The 19941-nt window shown below is 72.2% G+C and carries 18 protein-coding genes and 1 pseudogene; 12 read left to right on the forward strand and 7 right to left on the reverse strand.

Features of this window, described 5'->3' with window-relative positions:
• Positions 1–28 precede the first annotated feature (28 nt).
• The 4 genes from IE247_RS20745 to IE247_RS20760 all read left to right on the forward strand — a co-directional run bounded on the left by IE247_RS20745 (position 29) and on the right by IE247_RS20760 (position 2580).
• Positions 29–967 carry a PAC2 family protein gene (locus IE247_RS20745; protein WP_190124708.1) on the forward strand — a complete coding sequence of 313 codons (939 nt, stop codon included), beginning with the start codon at positions 29–31 and terminating at the stop codon, positions 965–967.
• A gap of 50 nt (positions 968–1017) precedes the next feature.
• Positions 1018–1617 carry a dephospho-CoA kinase gene (coaE, locus tag IE247_RS20750; protein WP_190124709.1) on the forward strand — a complete coding sequence of 200 codons (600 nt, stop codon included), beginning with the start codon at positions 1018–1020 and terminating at the stop codon, positions 1615–1617.
• Between the two features lie 108 nt (positions 1618–1725).
• Positions 1726–2094 carry a DUF3592 domain-containing protein gene (locus tag IE247_RS20755; RefSeq protein ID WP_190124710.1) on the forward strand — a complete coding sequence of 123 codons (369 nt, stop codon included), beginning with the start codon at positions 1726–1728 and terminating at the stop codon, positions 2092–2094.
• 117 nt (positions 2095–2211) lie between these two features.
• Entirely contained in the window at positions 2212–2580 is a 369-nt protein-coding gene (locus IE247_RS20760; protein ID WP_190124711.1) for a tetratricopeptide repeat protein, read from the forward strand.
• A 36-nt stretch (positions 2581–2616) separates the two neighbouring features.
• Here IE247_RS20760 and IE247_RS20765 read toward each other — a convergent pair whose 3' ends face one another.
• Positions 2617–2928 carry a DUF6343 family protein gene (locus IE247_RS20765; RefSeq protein ID WP_190124712.1) on the reverse strand — a complete coding sequence of 104 codons (312 nt, stop codon included), beginning with the start codon at positions 2926–2928 and terminating at the stop codon, positions 2617–2619.
• Between the two features lie 120 nt (positions 2929–3048).
• Between IE247_RS20765 and IE247_RS20770 the strand changes: the two are divergent.
• The 5 genes and pseudogenes from IE247_RS20770 to IE247_RS34895 all read left to right on the forward strand — a co-directional run.
• Positions 3049–3402 (forward strand): annotated as a pseudogene (locus IE247_RS20770) (class I SAM-dependent methyltransferase); the annotation flags it as partial.
• Positions 3403–3566: 164 nt separating this feature from the next.
• Positions 3567–4586, forward strand: coding sequence for a slipin family protein (locus tag IE247_RS20775; protein ID WP_190124845.1), 1020 nt, complete (start codon positions 3567–3569; stop codon positions 4584–4586).
• A 162-nt stretch (positions 4587–4748) separates the two neighbouring features.
• On the forward strand, positions 4749–7649 hold the full coding sequence (locus IE247_RS20780; RefSeq protein ID WP_190124713.1) for an SCO1167/SCO6262 family helicase: 2901 nt from the start codon (positions 4749–4751) through the stop codon (positions 7647–7649).
• Complete coding sequence (locus IE247_RS20785) at positions 7646–8962, forward strand: SWIM zinc finger family protein (RefSeq protein ID WP_190124714.1); 1317 nt, start codon at positions 7646–7648, stop codon at positions 8960–8962. Before IE247_RS20780 ends, IE247_RS20785 begins: the two co-directional genes overlap by 4 nt.
• 305 nt (positions 8963–9267) lie before the next feature.
• Positions 9268–10035 (forward strand): chaplin, encoded by a 768-nt coding sequence (locus tag IE247_RS34895; RefSeq protein ID WP_190124715.1) that lies wholly within the window; start codon positions 9268–9270, stop codon positions 10033–10035.
• Between the two features lie 26 nt (positions 10036–10061).
• Here IE247_RS34895 and kilB read toward each other — a convergent pair whose 3' ends face one another.
• Positions 10062–10520, reverse strand: a complete 459-nt coding sequence (gene kilB, locus IE247_RS20795; protein ID WP_190124716.1) for a plasmid transfer protein KilB — start codon at positions 10518–10520, stop codon at positions 10062–10064.
• Positions 10521–11021: 501 nt separating this feature from the next.
• On the opposite strand from kilB, the gene IE247_RS20800 reads away from it, so the two are divergent.
• Positions 11022–11456 carry a cupin domain-containing protein gene (locus tag IE247_RS20800; RefSeq protein ID WP_190124717.1) on the forward strand — a complete coding sequence of 145 codons (435 nt, stop codon included), beginning with the start codon at positions 11022–11024 and terminating at the stop codon, positions 11454–11456.
• Here IE247_RS20800 and IE247_RS20805 read toward each other — a convergent pair.
• The 5 genes from IE247_RS20805 to IE247_RS20825 form a co-directional block, all read right to left on the reverse strand.
• Entirely contained in the window at positions 11390–12442 is a 1053-nt protein-coding gene (locus tag IE247_RS20805) for a carbohydrate kinase family protein (protein WP_190124718.1), read from the reverse strand. The two genes, IE247_RS20800 and IE247_RS20805, sit on opposite strands and share 67 nt — an antisense overlap.
• 11 nt (positions 12443–12453) lie before the next feature.
• Positions 12454–13356, reverse strand: a complete 903-nt coding sequence (locus tag IE247_RS20810) for a pseudouridine-5'-phosphate glycosidase (protein WP_190124719.1) — start codon at positions 13354–13356, stop codon at positions 12454–12456.
• Between the two features lie 114 nt (positions 13357–13470).
• Complete coding sequence (locus IE247_RS20815) at positions 13471–14772, reverse strand: MFS transporter (protein WP_373305590.1); 1302 nt, start codon at positions 14770–14772, stop codon at positions 13471–13473.
• 191 nt (positions 14773–14963) lie between these two features.
• On the reverse strand, positions 14964–15494 hold the full coding sequence (locus tag IE247_RS20820; protein WP_190124720.1) for a methylated-DNA--[protein]-cysteine S-methyltransferase: 531 nt from the start codon (positions 15492–15494) through the stop codon (positions 14964–14966).
• 59 nt (positions 15495–15553) lie between these two features.
• Positions 15554–16438, reverse strand: coding sequence for a glycerophosphodiester phosphodiesterase (locus IE247_RS20825; RefSeq protein WP_190124721.1), 885 nt, complete (start codon positions 16436–16438; stop codon positions 15554–15556).
• Positions 16439–16700: 262 nt separating this feature from the next.
• Between IE247_RS20825 and IE247_RS20830 the strand changes: the two genes are divergently transcribed.
• Together IE247_RS20830 and uvrB are read left to right on the forward strand one after the other, a co-directional pair.
• Positions 16701–17669 carry an MHYT domain-containing protein gene (locus IE247_RS20830; protein WP_190124722.1) on the forward strand — a complete coding sequence of 323 codons (969 nt, stop codon included), beginning with the start codon at positions 16701–16703 and terminating at the stop codon, positions 17667–17669.
• Positions 17670–17792: 123 nt separating this feature from the next.
• On the forward strand, positions 17793–19916 hold the full coding sequence (gene uvrB / locus IE247_RS20835; protein WP_190124723.1) for an excinuclease ABC subunit UvrB: 2124 nt from the start codon (positions 17793–17795) through the stop codon (positions 19914–19916).
• Positions 19917–19941: the final 25 nt, after the last annotated feature.

A 19941-nucleotide genomic window follows, 5' to 3' on the forward strand; every position in this document is an offset into this window, starting at 1 on the left:
CCTGTGAACACGAGGAGGAGCGGTAATCGTGCTTGATCCGCAGGGATTGTACGAATGGGAGCCGAAGGGCCTCGCAGTCGTCGACATGGCGCTCGCGCAGGAGTCGGCAGGCCTGGTCATGCTGTACCACTTCGACGGATACATCGACGCGGGCGAGACCGGCGAGCAGATCGTCAGCAGTCTGCTCGACACGCTGCCGCATCAGGTAGTGGCCCGGTTCGACCACGACAGACTGGTCGACTACCGCGCCCGCCGCCCACTGCTGACCTTCAGACGTGACCGCTGGGCGTCGTACGAGACCCCGGGCATCGAGGTCCGTGTCGTCCAGGACGCCACCGGAGCCCCCTTCCTGCTGCTGTCGGGCCCCGAGCCCGACGTCGAGTGGGAGCGTTTCGCGGCGGCCGTCGCCGAGATCGTGGAGCGTCTCGGCGTCCGCCTGTCGGTGAACTTCCACGGCATCCCCATGGGCGTGCCGCACACCCGCCCGGTCGGCATCACCCCGCACGGCAACCGCACCGACCTCATGCCGGGGCACCGCAGCCCCTTCGACGAGGCACAGGTGCCGGGCAGCGCCGAATCGCTGGTCGAGTTCCGTCTGATGGAGGGCGGCCACGACGTCCTCGGAGTGGCCGCCCATGTGCCCCACTACGTGGCGCGTTCCTCCTACCCGGACGCGGCGCTGACCGCGCTGGAGGCGGTCACGGCCGCGACCGGTCTCGTTCTGCCCAGCGTCGCGCACTCGCTGCGTACCGAGGCGCACCGCACCCAGAATGAGATCGAGCGCCAGATCGGCGAGGGCGACGAGGAGCTCGTCGGACTGGTCCAGGGGCTTGAGCACCAGTACGACGCGATGGCGGGGGCCGAGACCCGGGGCAGTCTGGTCGCGGAGCCGGTGGATCTGCCGTCCGCCGATGAGATCGGCCTGGAGTTCGAGCGATTCCTCGCCGAGCGCGAAGGCGATTCCTGACCTCGGGACCCGCCCCCTTCGCACCGGAGCCTGAGGCTAAGCTGCCGCTCATGCTGTCCGTAGGCCTGACCGGTGGAATCGGCGCCGGCAAGAGCGAAGTGTCCCGGCTGCTCCAGTCGTACGGAGCGGTCCTGATCGACGCCGACAGGATCGCCCGCGAGGTCGTCGAGCCCGGCACGCCAGGGCTCACGGCCGTCGTGGCACGCTTCGGGCCGGGCATCCTGGCTCCCGACGGCTCGCTGGACCGGCCCAAGCTGGGGGCCATCGTCTTCTCGGACCCGGCGCGGCTCGCCGAACTCAACGCGATCGTGCACCCATTGGTCGGGGCGCGCTCCCAGGAGCTGGAGCGGTCGGCGGGGCCGGGCTCGGTCGTCGTCCATGACGTCCCGCTGCTGACGGAGAACGACCTCGCGAAACGGTACGACCTGGTCGTCGTCGTGGACGCCGCCCCCGGGACCCAGCTGGAGCGGCTGGTCGGACGGCGCGGAATGACGGAGTCCGATGCCAGGGCCCGGATGGCCGCGCAAGCCACCAGGGAGCAGCGCCGCGCCATCGCCGATCTGATCATCGACAACGACGGTCCGCTGGAGAGTCTCGAACCCCAGGTCCGTGCCGTATGGGCGGAGCTGAGGCGGCGGGCGGCGGGATGACCGCCCCTGCCTCCGGCCCGCCCCGGCGCACCGCGCCGGGCGGCCGTCTGTGTCAGGCATCCGTCAAGCCACCGCCCGTCCGGGCACCGCGGCACTAGCATCGATGCGGTGCAGATCGTCTTCGCCGCCTTCACCGCGCTGGCCGGGCTGGTCGCCGTGCTCGTCGGCGCGTACGCCCGCAGGCAGACCCGCCGTATCGTGAGCGCCGGCTGCCTCGCCATCGCCCTGGTCAAACCCGCGCCGCCCGGGGCCGGGCGGGGTCTGCTCCAGTACGAGACCGCGGACGGCCGCGTCGTGGAGATCGTCTCCCCGGTGCCCCTGCCCGAGGGCGGCAGCGTCCGGCTCTCGTACGACCCCGAAGACCCCCGGGACGTGGTGGTCGACGGCCACCACCGGGCCGCCGTCGACCGGGGGTTCGTGATCGCGGGGCTGCTGCTCACCCTGATCGGGGCCGCGCTGGCGATCTCCGGGGGCTGAATCGCCCCCGGAGGACCGCCCCGCCCCGCGGCGTCCGGCGACCCCGGGCCGCGACCGAGTGGAATACCCCTGCCCGTACCTGTGTTGGAACCGTGCAGCGAGGGGAAGGATCGAGCCGTGCCCAAGAGCAACCCGGAGACACACGTCATCGACTTCCGCGCGGCCGAGCGGCTGCTCGCCGCGAAGGATCCGCGTGGTGCCGTGAAGCTGCTGGACTCGGTCATCGCGGCCCATCCGGAGAACACGGCGGCCCGGCTGTTGCGCGCCCGCGCCTTCTTCGCGGCGGCCCAGCTCCGCCCCGCGGAGCTGGAATTCGAACTGGTCCTGGAGCGTGAACCGGACAACGCCTTCGCGCACTTCGCACTCGCCCGCACCTTCGAGCGGGCCGGCCGCCCCGAGCAGGCGCGGCGTCACTTCCGCCTGGCGGCCGCGCTCGACCCCAAACCGGAGTATCTGCGGGCCGCCCGCTTCGACCCGGAGGCCTGACCCTCGACGTGCTCCGATCCGGGCTCCGTGCTGACCCTAGTCACCGGACCGCGGCCCGGGGTGGCGCGGCGGCGTGCGGCGGCGCGGCCGGCCCTCGTGGACCGGCTCGTACGGAGGGATGTCCCGGCCGGGCTGATAGTGAGGGCCCTGCCGGATGTGCCGAATGACGATCACCAGATCCACGATCACGATCAGCAGCACCGCACCGCACACCGCGGCCCAGCCCGGATAGCCCGCGAGAGCGAAGCCCACCGTCCCGGCCGTGCTCCAGATCAGCCCCCATACGCTCAGCCAGAACCGCATCCGCAGAGCACTGCGTGCGGTCACCGGCTCACTTCCTGTGCGCATGCGCGTCTCCTCCTCCCTTCCAGGATGCGACGGTGGCCGGAACCGGGCCTCGCCGGGGACGGTCCGCACCCGTACCGCTCCTTCGGGAACGGCGGCCCCGCGCCGCTCGTTCAACGGGACATGAGCGGACCGATGCGCGAAGGGCACCGTGGTACCGGGCCCGGGATCATCACCCCTGACGGCTGCGCGGTCGAGTTGTACGACCGGCTGGGCGTGGGCCCGGAGCCGGACATCATCACGGCGGCCGTTCCGGCCGGAGCGACCATACTCGAACTGGGCAGCGGGGCGGGCCGGGTGACCCATCCGCTGGTGGAGCGAGGGTTCGCCGTCACCGCGGTGGACGAGTCGCCGGAGATGCTGGAGAGAGTCCGCGGTGCGCGGCGCACGGTGGCCGCCCCGATCGAGCGGCTCGCACTGGGGGAGGAGTTCGACGTGGTGACGCTCGCGTCGTTCCTCATCCACACCAGCGATCCCACATGGGTGAGGGCGCGGCCGATGGCATAGAGCCGGTCGCCCCGAGCGGCGGCCCCGGGACGACCGGGCCCGCTCCCGCCCCTGCCGGTCGGACTCTGGCCTCATCCGCCATACCGGGCATACCGTGGTATTGGGTGTCCAGCTCGACTGAAGGGGGTGCCCTGATGCTCGAATCGCTGGTGATCGTGGCTGTCGCGCTGGCGTGCTGCGCCCTGGTGTACGCGGCGACGGCGGCCCGGGTGATCAAACAGTACGAGCGGGGCGTGGTGTTCCGACTGGGAAGGCTCCACGGCGGAATCCGAGGCCCCGGATTCACCATGATCCTTCCCGCCGTGGACCGGCTCCGCAAGGTCAATATGCAGATAGTGACGATGCCGGTGCCCGCCCAGGAAGGCATCACCCGGGACAATGTCACGGTCCGCGTCGACGCGGTGGTCTACTTCCGGGTGGTCGAGGCGGCGGACGCGATCATTCAGGTCGAGGACTACCGTTTCGCGGTCTCGCAGATGGCGCAGACATCGCTGCGCTCGATCATCGGCAAGAGTGACCTGGACGATCTGCTCTCCAACCGCGAGAAGCTCAATCAAGGGCTGGAGCTGATGATCGACAGCCCGGCGATCGGCTGGGGAGTGCAGATCGACCGGGTGGAGATCAAGGATGTCTCGCTGCCCGAGGCCATGAAGCGGTCGATGGCACGGCAGGCCGAGGCCGACCGGGAGCGCAGGGCCCGGGTGATCAACGCGGACGCGGAGCTTCAGGCGTCGAAGAAACTGGCCCAGGCGGCCGGGGTGATGTCACAGGAGCCGGCGGCGCTCCAACTGCGGCTGCTCCAGACCGTGGTGGCGGTCGCCGCGGAGAAGAACTCCACACTGGTACTGCCCTTCCCGGTGGAGCTGCTCCGCTTCCTGGAACGCGCTCAGCAGCCCGCGCGGCCTCCGCGGCCGCCGGACGAACCGCTCCAGCGGCTCGACGTCCCCGACACACCGGACCCGGAGCCGGACCCGGATCCAGCTCCGGACCCGGCCTTGGAGGCCTCCGAAACGGACGAGCCGAATCGCGCCCTGGATGCTTCCGAGCCGGAGGAGCGGGGACGACCGGTCCCCGGCCTCGCACCCGCCTCCGGCGGCCGGACGGCGGAGCCGGGACGACCGCGAAACGATCGGCGACCTCCCCCGGCGGCATAGAGCACCCGCCGGGCCCGCGCCCCGGCGGCCCGCCGGGCAGCCCTCGACGAGACAGCCCCCGACCAGGCAGAACACCGCCGAGCGGCGGCATTGTCAGACCCCACCCGTAGAGTCGTACCGCTCCAGTGACCGGCAGACGAACGACGGATGGGAGGCCCCCGGATGACAGCGGAGACATCGCGTACACCGCACACTCGTGCGGCTGTCTTCCTGCCCGCGGCGCTGCCGCGTGAGGGCCGGATCGCCTTCTGGGACCCGGACGGTGAGCCGTCGGACGACGCCACCGGCGAGATCACCGTCGTCCGCGGTGCGCCTTCGGGGAGCATCCCGGGCGCCGACCCCGCCGGGGACATCACCGGCCACACCGTCCCGGCCCTGCTTCTCCCCGTCGCCGAGGCCCTGCCGCTGCTGATGCGCGCCCGGCACCACCCGGCCGCGCATCCCGCCACGGCCTGCTGGGGCGCGGCGGCGCTGCACGCCGTCCATCTCGTGGCGCGCGGCAGACTCCTGCCCGGACTGACCGCGACCGACCACGACGCCTGGCGCGCGGGCCCGCTGGACGCCGACGACATCGCCCAGCTGCGGGCGATCGCCGCCGCCATGCCGTACGAGGCGTACGCCACGCCCGTGGAGCCGGAGCCGGGCCAGGAGCGGGAGCGGGCGACAGTGCTTCTGCCCGACCCGGAGACGCTGGTACGGGCCTTCTTCGACGCGGTGGCCGACACCCTGCCCCGCACCCCCGCCGCGGCCCTGGCGGCGGGCCGGCCCTTCGCGGCGAGCGCGCCCCAGCGGCTGCCCGGGGCGCGGGAATGGGCCGCCGAGGCGGCGGCGGGCATGGACGCCGGGGTGCGCGTCTCCCTGCGCCTGGACCTCTCGGCCTTCCAGCTCTTCGACGCCTCCACGGCGGGGGAGGAGGCCGAGGGCGCGGACAGGACCGCCGTGCGCGCCGCCGGCGCCGCCGTCGTCCAGGTGCATAGCCTCGCCGATCCGACGCTCGTCGTCGACGCCGCCCGACTGTGGTCCGGGGAGGGTGACGAGAGCTTCGGCCCGCGCGCCCGCATCGACGCGGTGCTCGCGCTGCGCCGCGCCGCCCGGGTCTGGCCGCCGCTCGCCGGGCTGCTGGAGCGCGATGTGCCCGATGTGCTGCCCCTGACCGAGGACGAGCTGTACGAGCTGCTGGGCCCCGGAGCCGCCCGGCTGGCCGCCGCCGGAGTCGTCGTCCACTGGCCCAGGGAGCTGGCGCGCTCGCTCTCGGCCACCGCGGTCGTCCACCAGCCCGCACCCGGCTCGGCCACCGACGGCACCCCCTTCTTCGACAGCGGGGAACTCCTCAAGTTCAACTGGCGTCTCGCGCTCGACGGAGATCCGCTGACCGAGGGCGAGATGGACGCGCTGGCCGAGTCCCACCGCCCGATCGTGCGGCTGCGCGACCAGTGGGTGGTGATCGACCCCGATCTCGTGCGCAAGGCGCGCAAGCGGGAGCTGGGCCTGCTCCAGCCGGTGGACGCGCTCGCGGTGGCGCTCTCCGGCACCGCCGAGGTCGACGGCGAGACGGTGGACGCCGTCCCCACCGGAGCCCTGGCCCTCCTGCGCGACCGGCTCGTCGCGGGAGCTGCCCCCGTCCCTGCCCCCGAGGGCCTCACCGCCACTCTGCGCGACTACCAGCTGCGCGGGCTGGCCTGGCTGGACCTGATGACCTCGCTGGGCCTCGGCGGCTGCCTCGCCGACGACATGGGCCTCGGCAAGACGGTCACCGTGATCGCGCTCCACCTCCACCGGAACCGCCCGGCCCCGACGCTCGTCGTCTGTCCCGCCTCCCTCCTCGGCAACTGGCAGCGCGAGATCAACCGCTTCGCGCCGTCCGTCCCGGTCCACCGCTTCCACGGCCTGGACCGGACACTGCCGGGAGCCGCCGACGGCGGCTTCGTGCTCACCACCTACGGCACGATGCGCACCAGCGCGGAGCGCCTCGCCGGACAGAGCTGGGGCATGGTCGTCGCCGACGAGGCACAGCACGTCAAGAATCCGTTCTCCGCCACCGCCAAGGCCCTGCGCACCATCCCCGCGCCGGCCAGGGTCGCGCTCACCGGCACCCCCGTGGAGAACAACCTCTCCGAACTCTGGGCCCTGCTCGACTGGACGACCCCGGGGCTGCTGGGCCCGCTCAAGGCGTTCCGCGCCCGGCACGCCCGGGTGGTGGAGCTGGGCGAGGACGAGGAGGCGGTCGAGCGGCTGTCCCGGCTGGTCCGGCCCTTTCTGCTGCGGCGCAAGAAGTCCGACCCCGGCATCGTCCCCGAGCTGCCGCCCAAGACCGAGTCCGACCACCCGGTCGCCCTCACCCGCGAGCAGACATCGCTGTACGAGGCGGTCGTACGGGAGATGATGGCCGCCATCGGAGGCGCGGAGGGCATCGCGCGCCGGGGACTGGTGATGAAACTCCTGACCGACCTCAAGCAGATCTGCAACCACCCCGCGCAGTTCCTGAAGGAGTACGGCCGGCCGGCGGGCGGCGGCACGGGCCTCCGGCTCGCCGGGCGCTCGGGCAAGCTCGCCCTCCTCGACGAGCTGCTGGAGACCATCCTCGCCGAGGAGGGCTCGGTCCTGATCTTCACTCAGTACGTCTCCATGGCCCGGCTCCTGTCGGCCCACCTCACCTCCCGGGCGATCCCGTCCCAGCTTCTCCACGGAGGCACCCCGGTCGCGGAGCGCGAACGCATGGTGGACCGGTTCCAGTCCGGCGGTGCGCCGGTCTTCATCCTGTCCCTCAAGGCGGCGGGCACCGGACTGAACCTGACCCGGGCGGGCCATGTCGTCCACTACGACCGCTGGTGGAATCCCGCGGTCGAGGAACAGGCGACGGACCGTGCCTACCGCATCGGCCAGACCCAGCCCGTCCAGGTGCACCGGCTGATCGCCGAGGGCACCGTGGAGGACCGGATCGCCGAGATGCTCGCCGCCAAACGGGCCCTGGCCGATGCCGTCCTCGGCTCGGGGGAGGCCGCGCTCACCGAGCTGACCGACCGTGAGCTGGCCGATCTCGTCTCCCTGCGGAGGCCCTCATGACACCCAGGGACCCCGGATCCGAGTCTGCGGGCGCTCCGCCGCGCCCGCGCCGCGATGCCTCCCGGCGCGGCCGCCGCACCGGCTCCCCGTCCGCCCGTACCGATGACCGCCGTCGCACCTTCCCCGCCCTGGAGCCCCTCCCGCGCTCCGGGGCCGCGTCCAGCTGGTGGGGAAACGCGTGGGTGGAGGCGCTGGAGGAGACCGCCCTCGACCCCGCGAGACTCGCCCGCGGCAGGGCCTACGCGGGACGCGGCCAGGTGGACGCGATCACCGTCACCCCCGGCCGGGTCACGGCGTACGTCCACGGCACCAGACCGCGCCCGTACCGTACGGAGATCCGTCTCCGCACGCTTTCCGACGAGGACTGGGACGACTTCCTCGACGCCGCCGCGGCCCGCCCCGACCACATCGCCGCCCTGCTCGACAAGGATGTGCCCCACGCCCTCGTGGACACGGCGCGGCTGCTGCCGGAGGCCGGGGACCTGATCCCCGACTGCTCCTGCCCCGACGACGGCTACCCCTGCAAGCACGCCGCCGCGCTCTGCTACCAGACCGCGCGGCTGCTGGACGAGGATCCGTTCGTCCTCTTCCTGATGCGTGGCAGGGGCGAGCGCGAGATCCTGGCCGACCTCGCCCACCGCAACGCCACCCGGTCGGCGGCCGAGCGGACCGCCACCGCACCGCTGCCCACGATTCCGGCCCACGAGGCACTCGCCCCTCGCCGGCTCCCTGTTCTGCCGCCCCCGTTCCCGGCCCCCGCCCACCCGGGCCGGCCGCCCGCCTACCCCCACGCGGCGGCCGCGCCGGATCCGCTCGCGCTGGATCTCCTCGCCACCGAGGCGGCAGCCCGCGCCCACGCACTCCTCGCCACCGGCGCCGACCCCGTCGCGGAACTCACCGTCTGGCAGGACGCCGTGCGCCTGGCGGCCGCCCACCCCGGCTCCGGGCTCACCGCCTCGACCCGCGCCCTCTATCGCGATCTCGCCGGGGCGACGGGCCGCACCCCCACCGATCTGGCCCGCGCCGTCGCCGCCTGGCGGCAGGGAGGCATGGCCGCCCTCGACGTACTGGAGGAGTCCTGGGATCCGCCGGCGGGCCCCTTCGACCGGGCGCGACCTGCCCTGACGGCCGCCGACTTCCCCGACTTCCGCCCCTGGCGCAACCATCTCTCCACCCGCTCGCTCCAGCTCCGCTTCGGCCGTGACGGACTCTGGTACGGGTACGAGTCGGACGCCGGACGCGAGGACTGGTGGCCCCGCGGCACACCGGACGCCGACCCGGTCGGGGCGCTCACCGCCCTCATCGGCGGATGACCGTCCGTCTCGGCCGGAAACCGCTGTGGCGGTGACCGTGCCGCACGGAACCGTCGAGGACATGGCCGTCGAGACGGGTTTCAACGACTGGATCCGGCCATTCGCCTCTCGCCTTCCGGGGACCGCCGGACTCCCGGGCGGGTGGGGCGACGGTGAACGCGCGTACGGGTGTGCCAGGTGCGTTGGAGGCATCAAGCACTCGATGGGGTGAAAGAGGGCATCGGCGTGGGCCGAAGGGGTGGTGGAACTCGTTGTCCGGAGTGCGGGCGGGTAGCTCGCGCAGATCTCCGGAAAGCAGGAAACCCATGAGGCAACTTCACCGAAGGGGACTGGCCGCCGTGATGCTCACGGGTGGCGCGCTCGCGATGGCGGGTCAGGCACATGCCGACTCGGTCGCGAACGGCGGCACGGCCGGTTCCCCCGGAGTGATCGCGGGCAATGCGGTTCAAGTCCCGGTGCACCTCCCGCTCAATGTGTGCGGGAACACGGTGAACGTCATCGCGCTGCTCAACCCGGCCTTCGGGAACACCTGCGAAAACATCTCACAGGGCGGCGGGAACGGCGGCAGCTCGAACGGTGGTGGGGCGATCGCCCAGGGCGGCGCGGCGGGCTCCCCGGGAGTCGTCTCCGGCAATGGAGTGCAGCTGCCGATCGACGTGCCGGTCAATGCCACCGGCAACTCGGCCAATGTGGTCGGACTGCTCAACCCGGCCTTCGGGAACAGCTCGGCGAACATCTCCGAGCCGCCCCCGCTGCCCACGCCCGTGACGCCGCCGAAGCCGGTCACCCCGCCCACGCCCGTGACGCCGCCGAAGCCCGTGACCCCGCCGAAGCCGGTCACGCCGCCCAAGCCCGTGACCCCGGCGAAGCCCGTGACTCCGGCGAAGCCGCAGGACCCGCCGTCCGTCACTCCGATCAACTCGGGTCCGTCACCGGCGTCCGGGCCGACCAAGGTGCTCGCGGCCACCGGAGCGGGACCAGTCGGCTACGCCGTTCCGGCGGGCGCGGCTCTGCTGCTGGGCGGTGTGGCGCTCTACCACCGGGGCCGTCGTATCCGGCGTGCCGAGGGCTGAGCCCGGCAGGGCGGCGGCACCCGGGGTCATCGGACGCTCGGGGCCGCCGTCCCGATGAACTCCGACAGGGTCTCGCGCGCCTGCTCGGACCGCTGTGAACGATCGTCCTCGTCCGAGGCCTCGTGCATACAGTTGGTCACTTCGAAGGCGGCGGAGGCCAGAGCCAGCGTCTGAGGCTCTTCGCACACCAACTGAACCCGGATCAGCGCCTGATGCGCGCTGGAGCGCAGCCGGTAGGAGTCGATCCGGGCCTCCTCCGCCTCGGTGCTGCCGGGCGACCGCTGAGCCCGGTACCAGCGGTCGTTCTGACCGCGCCGATAGTCCACCAGGGCCCCCGCGAAGGCGCTGTACGCGGAGATCCGCTCCTGGCGCAGCTGTTCGGCGCGGGTGAGCACCGCCGTGCGCTCGGTCGTCCGGCGTTGGAACACATGGGTGACCACCGCGCCGAGCAGTGTGCCTATGACCGCGATGACGGCTGTCTCCATGGTGCTTACTTCCCAGGGGATTGAAGGGCTGAGCGGACGGAAGCGCCGAGCCGCCCGCGCTGCGCGGGAGCTCTGAGCGATCGTTCGGACGGGCGGACGGTCCTACCGGCTTGATCGCGTGGCGAGACCCATCAGATCATCGCAGTGGCGAAGTCCGTCAAGGCCATGGCGCACCCCAACCTGACGGCCGCCCGCCGAGGTTTCCGCCGGCCCGATCCGCCCCCACCTGCTCTTCGTGCCCGTACCCGCCCGGACGCCTCGCGCGGGTCGATCCCGTCGCCAGCCCTCCGGTTTCCCCGTGCGCCGAACCCGCCGGGCGTTCTCCGTCTGGCCGGATCTCTTTCCGGCCGGTCGCGCCTTCGGTAGCGTGCCCGTCTTCGGCGGGGCCACCGGCGGGCGTTCGCAGGGGAACTCCCGCCCCATGCCGGAGAGTTGGAGGATTTCATGGGGCTCAAGAGCAGGCTGGGAAGAGCGGGGCGTCTGAGGCGCATATGGGGAGCGATGCTTCTGGCCGCCTGTCTCGGGCTGATAGCGACGGCACCGTCCGTCGCCAATGCCACCCCCGGAAGCGGCGTCACCGGCACGGTGCTCGCACAGGGCGTCTCGGAGAAGAAATTGAAGCTGAAGGCCAAGGGGCCCACCGAGGTCATCGTTCGGACGATCACCATCGACCCCGGCGGTTCCACCGGCTGGCACTACCACGACGGCCAGCTTCTCGTCCTCGTACAGTCCGGGACGCTGACCCGGACCCTGGAGGACTGCTCGGTCGAGGTGACCCCGGCCGGCACGGCCTTCGTGGAGCCGGCCGGTCCGGAGCACCGGCACAACGGGCGCAATCTCGGGACCGAGCCGGTGGTGCTCTATCTGACCTATGTGCTGCCGAAGGGCAGCCCGCTCTCCGTGAACGTGGACGCACCGTCCTGCGCGGGGGAGTGACCGGCGTCCGGAGCGTGGCGGCCCCCGGCGGGCGGGACCGGCCTGCCGCCGGTCAGGGCGACCGCCTCCGCACCCGCCCGGCAGCCTTCGGCCGCGGCGGCCGCGGCGTCCTCGCCCGCGAGCCGGGCGGCCAGGAATGCCCCGGTGAAGGCGTCGCCCGCACCCGTCGAGTCCACCGGACGCGCGGTGGGAGCGGTCACATGGACCGGCGGCGCACCGGACTCCGCCACCAGCGCGCCGTCCGCGCCGAGGGTGACGACGACCAGTGGCACCCGTCGGCCGAGGTCGACAGCCGCTTCGGCCGGATCGGACCGGCCGGTGAGAAGCCGTGCCTCGTCGGCGTTGGGCAACAGGACGTCCACCGCCTCGTACTCGGCCATCAGCCGGTCGGTGCCGAGGGCGCCGATGAATCCGGCGGAGGCGGGGTCGGCGCTCACCGGAACACCGCGCGCCCGTGCCGCCCGCGTGGCGCGCCGGGCCAGCGCGCGCCCGCCGCCGGAGAAGAACAGATAGCCGGAGAGATGGAGATGGCCCACCCCGGCCAGCAGTGAGGGCGACCAGTCGGCGGGACCGGCGCGGGAGGCGGCGCCGCCGTCGGCGAGGAAGGTGCGCTCGGCGGCGGCGTCGACCAGGACGATGACGGTCGACGTCGGGGCCGTGTCGTCGACGACGAGCACCGGGCGCACCCCGGCCGCCCTCAGCCGCTCCTCGTGCCATCCGGCGTCCGCCGCGCCGACCCGCGCCAGGAGGCGTACGTCCGCCGTCCCCCGGCGGGCGGCCCAGCAGGCCGCGTTGGCACCGGCTCCGCCGGGGAGGATCCGGATCCGGGCGGGGGTGTCGGTGCCCCGGACCGGCGGAGCCGTGTGCCGGGCGATCACATCGGTCACCACCTCACCGATGACGAGCAGCGCGGCCGGGCCTCCCTCCCGCCCCGCCCCGGCCTCCGCCCCGGTGGCCGAAACCCGGTTCGGGAGCCTGCCGTTCACCGTCCCGCCACTCACAGCGCGGCCGCGACCCGCGCCGCGAGGCGGGCGTTGCCGCGCACCGCCGCCACATTCGCTTCCAGCGAGGCTCCTCCGGTCCGCCGGGTCAGCGACTCCAGCAGGAACGGGGTCACGGACTGCCCCGTGATGCCCCGCTCACGGCACTCGTCCAGCGCCTCGCCGAGCACCCGGTCGTGCAGCTCCGGGGCGAGCTGCTCCGACTCCGGCACCGGCAGGGCGACGATCAGCGCCGACTCCGGAGGGCCCAGCGCCTCCCGGGCGCGGATCATCTCGGCCACCTCCTCCGGGCTGTGCGCCGTCCAGTCCACGGACTCCCCGGACGAGGTCAGATAGAAACCGGGGAAGCGGTCCGTCCGGTATCCGACGACTCCCACCCCCAGCGTCTCCAGGCGTTGCAGTGTCGCGGGGACGTCCAGGACCGACTTCACCCCCGCGCACACCACCGTGATCCCGGTCTCCGCCAGCACCCGGAGATCGGCCGACTCGTCCTGTTCATGGGTCCACTCCCGATGGACTCCGCCGATTCCGCCGGTCGCGAAGACCCGGATCCCGGCCCGTGCCGCGAGGAAGGCGGTCGCCGACACGGTCGTCGCCCCGCTCACCCGCTGCGCCAGCGCTGGGGCGAGGTCACGACGGCCGAGCTTCCGTACGCCCGCGTCCTCGGCGATCCGCTCCAGCTGCCGTCTTTCCAGGCCGATGCGGACCCGGCCGTCGAGGACGGCGATCGTGGCGGGCACCGCGCCGTTGGACCGTACGCACCCCTCCAGCTCCAGCGCGACGGTCAGATTGCGGGGGCGCGGCAGACCGTGGGCGATGATCGTCGACTCCAGGGCCACGACGGGCCGGTGCGCGGCGAGCGCCTCCCGTACTTCCTCGGACACCTCGGTGAGCGGCATGTCCCATCCTTGGCACGGCGGCGGGACGCCCAAACCCCGCTTCCCACGGCTGTGGCGGAGACCGGTCGGCCCGGCCCGGCCGTGCGGCGGCCCCTTCGGACGGGCCTCGCCGGGTCAGCCCACCGCCCGGCGGACCGTGAGCGCGGCCATCGGCAGCAGAAGCAGAGCACCGGCCAGATTGAGCCAGCCATAACCCGCCTGGGCGACGATCAGCCCGGCCAGTACGCCGCCGACGCCTGCCGCCGTGTTCATGGCCAGGTCGGACAGGCCCTGCGCGGCGGCGCGGGCGGGCGGCGGCACCGAGTCGGTGAGCAGCGCCGAACCGGCCACCACCCCGGCCGACCAGCCGAGCCCCAGCAGAAACAGCCCGGCGGCGACCTGGGCGTGGCTGGGCCCCGCCGTACCGGCGAGCAGCGCGGACACCGAGAGCAGCCCCGCCGCGAGCCCGATCACCGCCAGTCGCCCGATCCGGTCCGCCAGCCATCCCATCAGTGGCGAGAACGCGTACATGCCGGCGATATGGCCGCTGATGACCAGGCCGATCAGCTCGATGCCCGCGCCGTGGTGACTGAGCGCCAGCGGGGTCATCGACATGATGGCCACCATCGCGGCGTGCGACACGGCGAGGGTGACCACCGCGAGCCGGGCCATCGGCGACGCGCGCACGGCCCGTGCCCCGGCCCGCAGTGAGCGGCCCTCGGGGCGGTGGTCGCCGGGGGCCAGGGCGCGGGCAGTGATCAGCGGGTCGGGACGCAGCAGCGACTGCACCACCGCGGCGGAGACCAGGAAGACTCCGGCCGCCCAGACGAACGGCCCGGCCTCCGTCGGAACGCCCAGACCGGAGACGGTACGGCCGGCCGGAGCGGCGATATTGGGTCCGAGCACGGCACCGATGGTGGTCGCCCAGACGACCAGCGAGATCGTCCGACCACGCCGCTCGGGCACGGCGAGATCGGCGGCGGCGAACCGCGCCTGAAGGGTCGCCAGGGAACCGGCGCCGAACGCGGCCATGCCCGCGAGCAGCAGGGGAAAGCTCTCGACGACGGCCCCGAACACCACCAGGGCCGCTCCCAGCGCCCCGATCAGATAGGCGAGCACCAGCCCGGGACGCCGGCCGCGAGTGTTCATCACCGAGGCGAGCGGCACGCTGAGCAGGGCCGTGCCGGTGACCATCGCGGTGGGCGCGAGCCCGGACAGCCCCGCCGAACCGCTGACCCGCTCCGCCAGCACGGCGGCCAGCGCGATGCCGATCGCGACCCCCAGTCCGCCGAGGATCTGGCTCACCACGAGGACCGCGGTGACACGGCGGCGCAGCGCGGACAGTTCGTCTCCGGCCGCCGGTGTCCCGGTCGGGGCCGGCCCGGCCGGCCCCCGGGCCGGGGTCGAAGGGCCGTCCGCCTCGCGGGCGTCGGGTATACCGGTCGGCTCGGATCTGATGCTCACTCGCGCAGTCTGTCTCAGCTCGGGCACCTGGGCCAAAGCGCTTTCCCCGACCCGCCCCGACCCCGTCCCGACTCGACCCGTGCCGGTCTCGTCCGCCCCGTGAGCCCCAGGCGGACCGACCTGACGGCGGGCAGGGCAGGGACGGCGGGGACGGCGCGGACGGCTCAGAACAGTGGCTCCGGAAGCACCCCCTCCAGCGCCAGCAGCTTCCGCTTGGTGTCCAGTCCACTGCTGAAACCCCCCAGCTTTCCGCCCGTCTCCACCACGCGATGGCACGGCACCACCACCGGCAGGGGGTTGGCGCCCATCGCCGCCCCCACGGCCTGTGCCGCGCCCGGCCGGCCCACGCGGGCCGCCAGATCGCCGTATCCCACCAGGGTGCCGTACGGCACCGTGGCGGCCAGCTCCCGGAGCACCTCGCGGTTGAACCCGCCCGACAGCGACCAGTCGAGCGGCAGCGTGAAATCGCGCAGCTCGCCCTCGAAATACGCCGCGAGCTGGCGTATCGGCTCGGCGAGCGGGCCGGACGCGTCCCGCGCGCCCTCGCCGCCGAGGCGCTCGGCGAGCCGGCGCAGCTCTCTGTCCCGGACGGCCGGTTCGGCGTGGAAGGCGACGGTGACCAGGCCCTTGTCGGTGGCGGCGAGAAACAGCGGCCCGACATCCGCGGGCACGACGGTCCACACGAAGCTGTTCATGTGAACCAGCGTACGGCCGGGCACTGACAACACCCCGCGCGCGGGGCCGCCCCGCGGGTTCAGCGCACGGCGTCGCGCACCACATCGGGTCTGTCGGTGATGATCCCGTCCACGCCGAACCTCTCGGCGCGCTGCGCGCCCGCCGCGTCGTTGACGGTCCAGACGTGCACCCGGAGCGGTTTGCCGTGCGCCCCCCTGAGCCGTCGCACCGCGGCCACGTAGTCGGCGGTGATCCTGGTGTGCGAGGGGTTGATCTGATCGGTGAACGCCGCGTACGAGGGCAGTTCCGCGACCGCCGGATTCCCCAGGAGACCGGTGACGACGTCCGGGCGCTGCCGGTGCACGGCCCGTACGCTGTCCGCCCCGAAGCTCTGGACGACCAGTCTGCGCCGGGTGTGGGAGCGGTCGAGCCAGCCCTCCTCGTCCAAAGTCAGCAGGGTGTCCCTCTCGATGCCCGGGTACAGCTCCGGGCGCTTGATCTCCAGGAGCAGCCGCTGGCCGTTGCGCTCGACCCGGCTCAGATACCGCCGGAGGGTCGGCACCCGCTCGCCGGCCCAGCGGGGGCCGAACCAACCGCCCGCGTCCAGGGTGGCGATCTCGGCCGCCGTGAAGTCCCCGACCCGCCAGGGCGCGCGTTCCGGGAAGCGCTGTTCGGCATCGGTGGTGCGCGCCAGGGTCTCGTCGTGGACGACGACCAGTTCGCCGTCGCTGGTGCGCTGGACGTCGGTCTCGACCCAGGTGAAGCCCATCCGGTCGGCGAGGTCGGCGGCCGCGAGGGTGTTCTCGGGCGCGTAGCCGGACGCGCCCCGGTGGGCGATCACCACGGGGGTGGTTCTCACCGCGCCGGGAGGCCGTTCGGAGGCCTGGACGGAGGGGCCCGACAGCAGCGCGACAGCGGCTCCGAGAGCGGTGGCGGCCGCCGCGAGAGGATGTGCGTACACCATGACTCCTCGGGGCCTTTTCGGCCGAAGATGTGGTGAGAGTGACATTTCTGATGAGTCGAATGCCTGCGGAAACTGTCGTCAAAATACGCACAGATCACACCAGATCGCCTCAGGTGATGGTTTCTGCATAGATAGAGCGTCGGCCAAATCTTTGACAAATCGTGTGCAGGTCGTACTCTCGCCCACTGAACAGACGTTCCACCAGCGGTCAACGGTGTCACCGCCAGGGGACCGCAGGATCACGGGACGAAGGACGTACGGCATGCAAGGAACCCTCGACGGCTTCACCTACGGCCTTGTCACCCCGGTGGCGGCCTTTGTGATGGCGTGTCTGGGCGCGGCCCTCGGCCTCCGCTGCACCACGAGATCGGTACGGACCACCGGTTCGTTCAAGCCCGGCTGGCTGGCCCTCGGCGCGATCTCGATCGGCTCGGGCATCTGGACGATGCACTTCATCGCCATGATGGGGTTCAGCATCAACGAGGCCCCCATCACCTACGACCGGCCGATCACCTTCGCCAGCCTCGGCGTCGCGATCGTCATGGTCGGCATCGGAATCTTCATCGTGGGCTACCGGGGCGCCACCATGATGGCGCTCGGCACCGGCGGCACCATCACGGGCCTCGGCGTCGCCTCCATGCACTACCTCGGCATGGCCGGGATGCGCTTCCAGGGCCGCGTCGACTACAGCACCCCGATCGTCATCCTCTCCGTGGTGATCGCCGTCGTCGCCGCCACCGCCGCGCTCTGGGCGGCCGTCTCCATCCACGGCTTCCTCGCCAGTCTCGGCGCGAGCCTGGTGATGGGCGTCGCGGTGACCGGAATGCACTACACCGGCATGGCCTCGGTCAGCGTCCATCTGCACGGCACCGTCGGCTTCGGCGGCGGCGACTCGCCGACCAGCCTGCTCGCGCCGATGCTGCTCGGCCCCACCGTCTTCATGCTGCTCGCCGGAGTGGTGGTCATGTTCGACCCGCTGCTGGTGATGGGCGAGCCCGAGTGGGAGAAGACCGGCCACGCCACACCCCCGCAGCCCGGCATCCCGGCCCAGCAGGGCCCGCTGTACGGGCAGCAGCCCCAGGCGGCCCCGCTCTATGGACAGCAGGCCCCGCTGTACGGACAGCAGGCTCCGCTGTACGGGCAGCGGCCCGGAGGCCACGGGCAGCAGTCCGCGGACTGGTTCCCCGAGCCGCCCCCGCGCCGCGACCAGCCCTATTCCGACGGCTGGTAACCCCACCCCTCCCCCTCTGACCAGGCCCGATGCCAACCGGCGGCGGGCCTGGTCCGCTCTGGGGGCACGGCCTTCGAACCCGTGCGGCGCACGGTTGTCAGTGCGGGGTCGTACGGTGGTTCCATGCGGCCCGTTTCCAAGATCGAACGTACGGTGGCGCCTTTCGAGGTCGTCAGCTCCTACCAGCCCAGCGGCGATCAGCCCACGGCCATCGCCGACCTGGAGCGGCGCATCCGCGCGGGCGAGAAGGACGTGGTCCTGCTCGGCGCGACCGGCACCGGAAAGTCGGCGACCACCGCCTGGATGATCGAGAAGCTCCAGCGCCCCACCCTGGTCATGGCGCCGAACAAGACCCTCGCCGCGCAGCTGGCCAACGAGTTCCGCGAGCTGCTGCCCAACAACGCCGTCGAGTACTTCGTCTCGTACTACGACTACTACCAGCCCGAGGCGTATGTCCCGCAGTCCGACACCTACATCGAGAAGGACTCCTCGATCAACGAGGAGGTCGAGCGGCTGCGCCACTCCGCGACGAACTCCCTGCTGACCCGGCGCGATGTGATCGTGGTCGCCTCCGTCTCCTGCATCTACGGACTGGGCACCCCCCAGGAGTACGTCGACCGGATGGTGCCGCTCAAGGTCGGCGACGAGATCGACCGCGACCAGCTGCTGCGCCGCTTCGTCGACATCCAGTACACCCGCAATGACACGGCGTTCTCACGCGGCACCTTCCGGGTCCGCGGCGACACCATCGAGATCTTCCCGGTCTACGAGGAGCTGGCCGTCCGCATCGAGATGTTCGGCGACGAGATCGAGGCCCTCTCCACCCTCCATCCCCTCACCGGCGAGATCCTGAGCGAGGACCAGTCGCTGTACGTCTTCCCCGCCAGCCATTACGTCGCCGGCCCGGAGCGCCTGGAGAAGGCGGTCAACGGCATCGAGGCGGAGCTGGAGCAGCGCCTGGCCGAGCTGGACAAGCAGGGCAAGCTCCTGGAGTCCCAGCGGCTGCGGATGCGCACCACGTACGACATCGAGATGATGCGGCAGATCGGCTCCTGCTCCGGCATCGAGAACTACTCCATGCACTTCGACGACCGCGACCCCGGCTCGCCCCCGAACACTCTCCTCGACTACTTCCCCGAGGACTTCCTGCTGGTCATCGACGAGTCCCATGTCACCGTCCCGCAGATCGGCGCGATGTACGAAGGCGACGCCTCGCGCAAGCGGACCCTGGTCGACCACGGCTTCCGGCTGCCGTCCGCACTCGACAACCGGCCGCTGAAGTGGGAGGAGTTCACCGAGAGGATCGGACAGACGGTCTATCTGTCCGCCACTCCGGGGAAGTACGAGCTGTCCCGGGGCGACGGTTTCGTGGAGCAGATCATCCGCCCCACCGGCCTGGTCGACCCCGAGGTCGTCGTCAAGCCCACCGAGGGGCAGATCGACGACCTGGTGCACGAGATCCGGCTGCGCACCGAGAAGGACGAGCGGGTGCTCGTCACCACCCTCACCAAGAAGATGGCCGAGGATCTCACCGACTACTTCCTTGAGCTGGGCATCCAGGTCCGCTATCTCCACAGCGACGTCGACACCCTGCGCCGGATCGAGCTGCTGAGGGAGCTGCGCGCCGGCGAGTACGACGTCCTGGTCGGCATCAACCTGCTGCGAGAGGGCCTCGACCTGCCCGAGGTGTCCCTGGTGGCGATCCTCGACGCCGACAAGGAGGGGTTCCTCCGCTCGGGCACCTCCCTGATCCAGACCATCGGCCGTGCCGCGCGAAACGTCTCCGGCCAGGTCCATATGTACGCGGACAAGATCACCGCGGCGATGGAGAAGGCGATCGAGGAGACCAACCGCCGCCGCGAGAAGCAGATCGCCTACAACACGGAGAGGGGCATCGACCCCCAGCCCCTCCGTAAGAAGATCAACGACATCGTCGCCACCATCGCGCGCGAGGAGATCGACACCGAGGAGCTGCTCGGCACCGACTACCGCAAGCCGAAAGCGGAGAAGCCCGGCAAGGGCGGCAAGGCGCCGGTGCCCGCGCTGGGCGGCAAGGCCCGCCGGGGCGAGGGGGCCGAACCGACCGACCGCCCCGCCGCCGAACTGGCCGCGATCATCGAGGAGATGACCGCGCGGATGCGGGCCGCCGCCGCTGATCTCCAGTTCGAGGTCGCCGCACGCCTCCGGGACGAGGTCGGCGAACTCAAGAAGGAACTGCGGCAGATGAAGGAGGCGGGCCTCGCCTGAGGCCCTCCCCGGCGGGCGGCGGCAC

It is taken from the genome of Streptomyces inusitatus (assembly GCF_014651115.1).
GTDB lineage: Bacteria > Actinomycetota > Actinomycetes > Streptomycetales > Streptomycetaceae > Streptomyces > Streptomyces amakusaensis.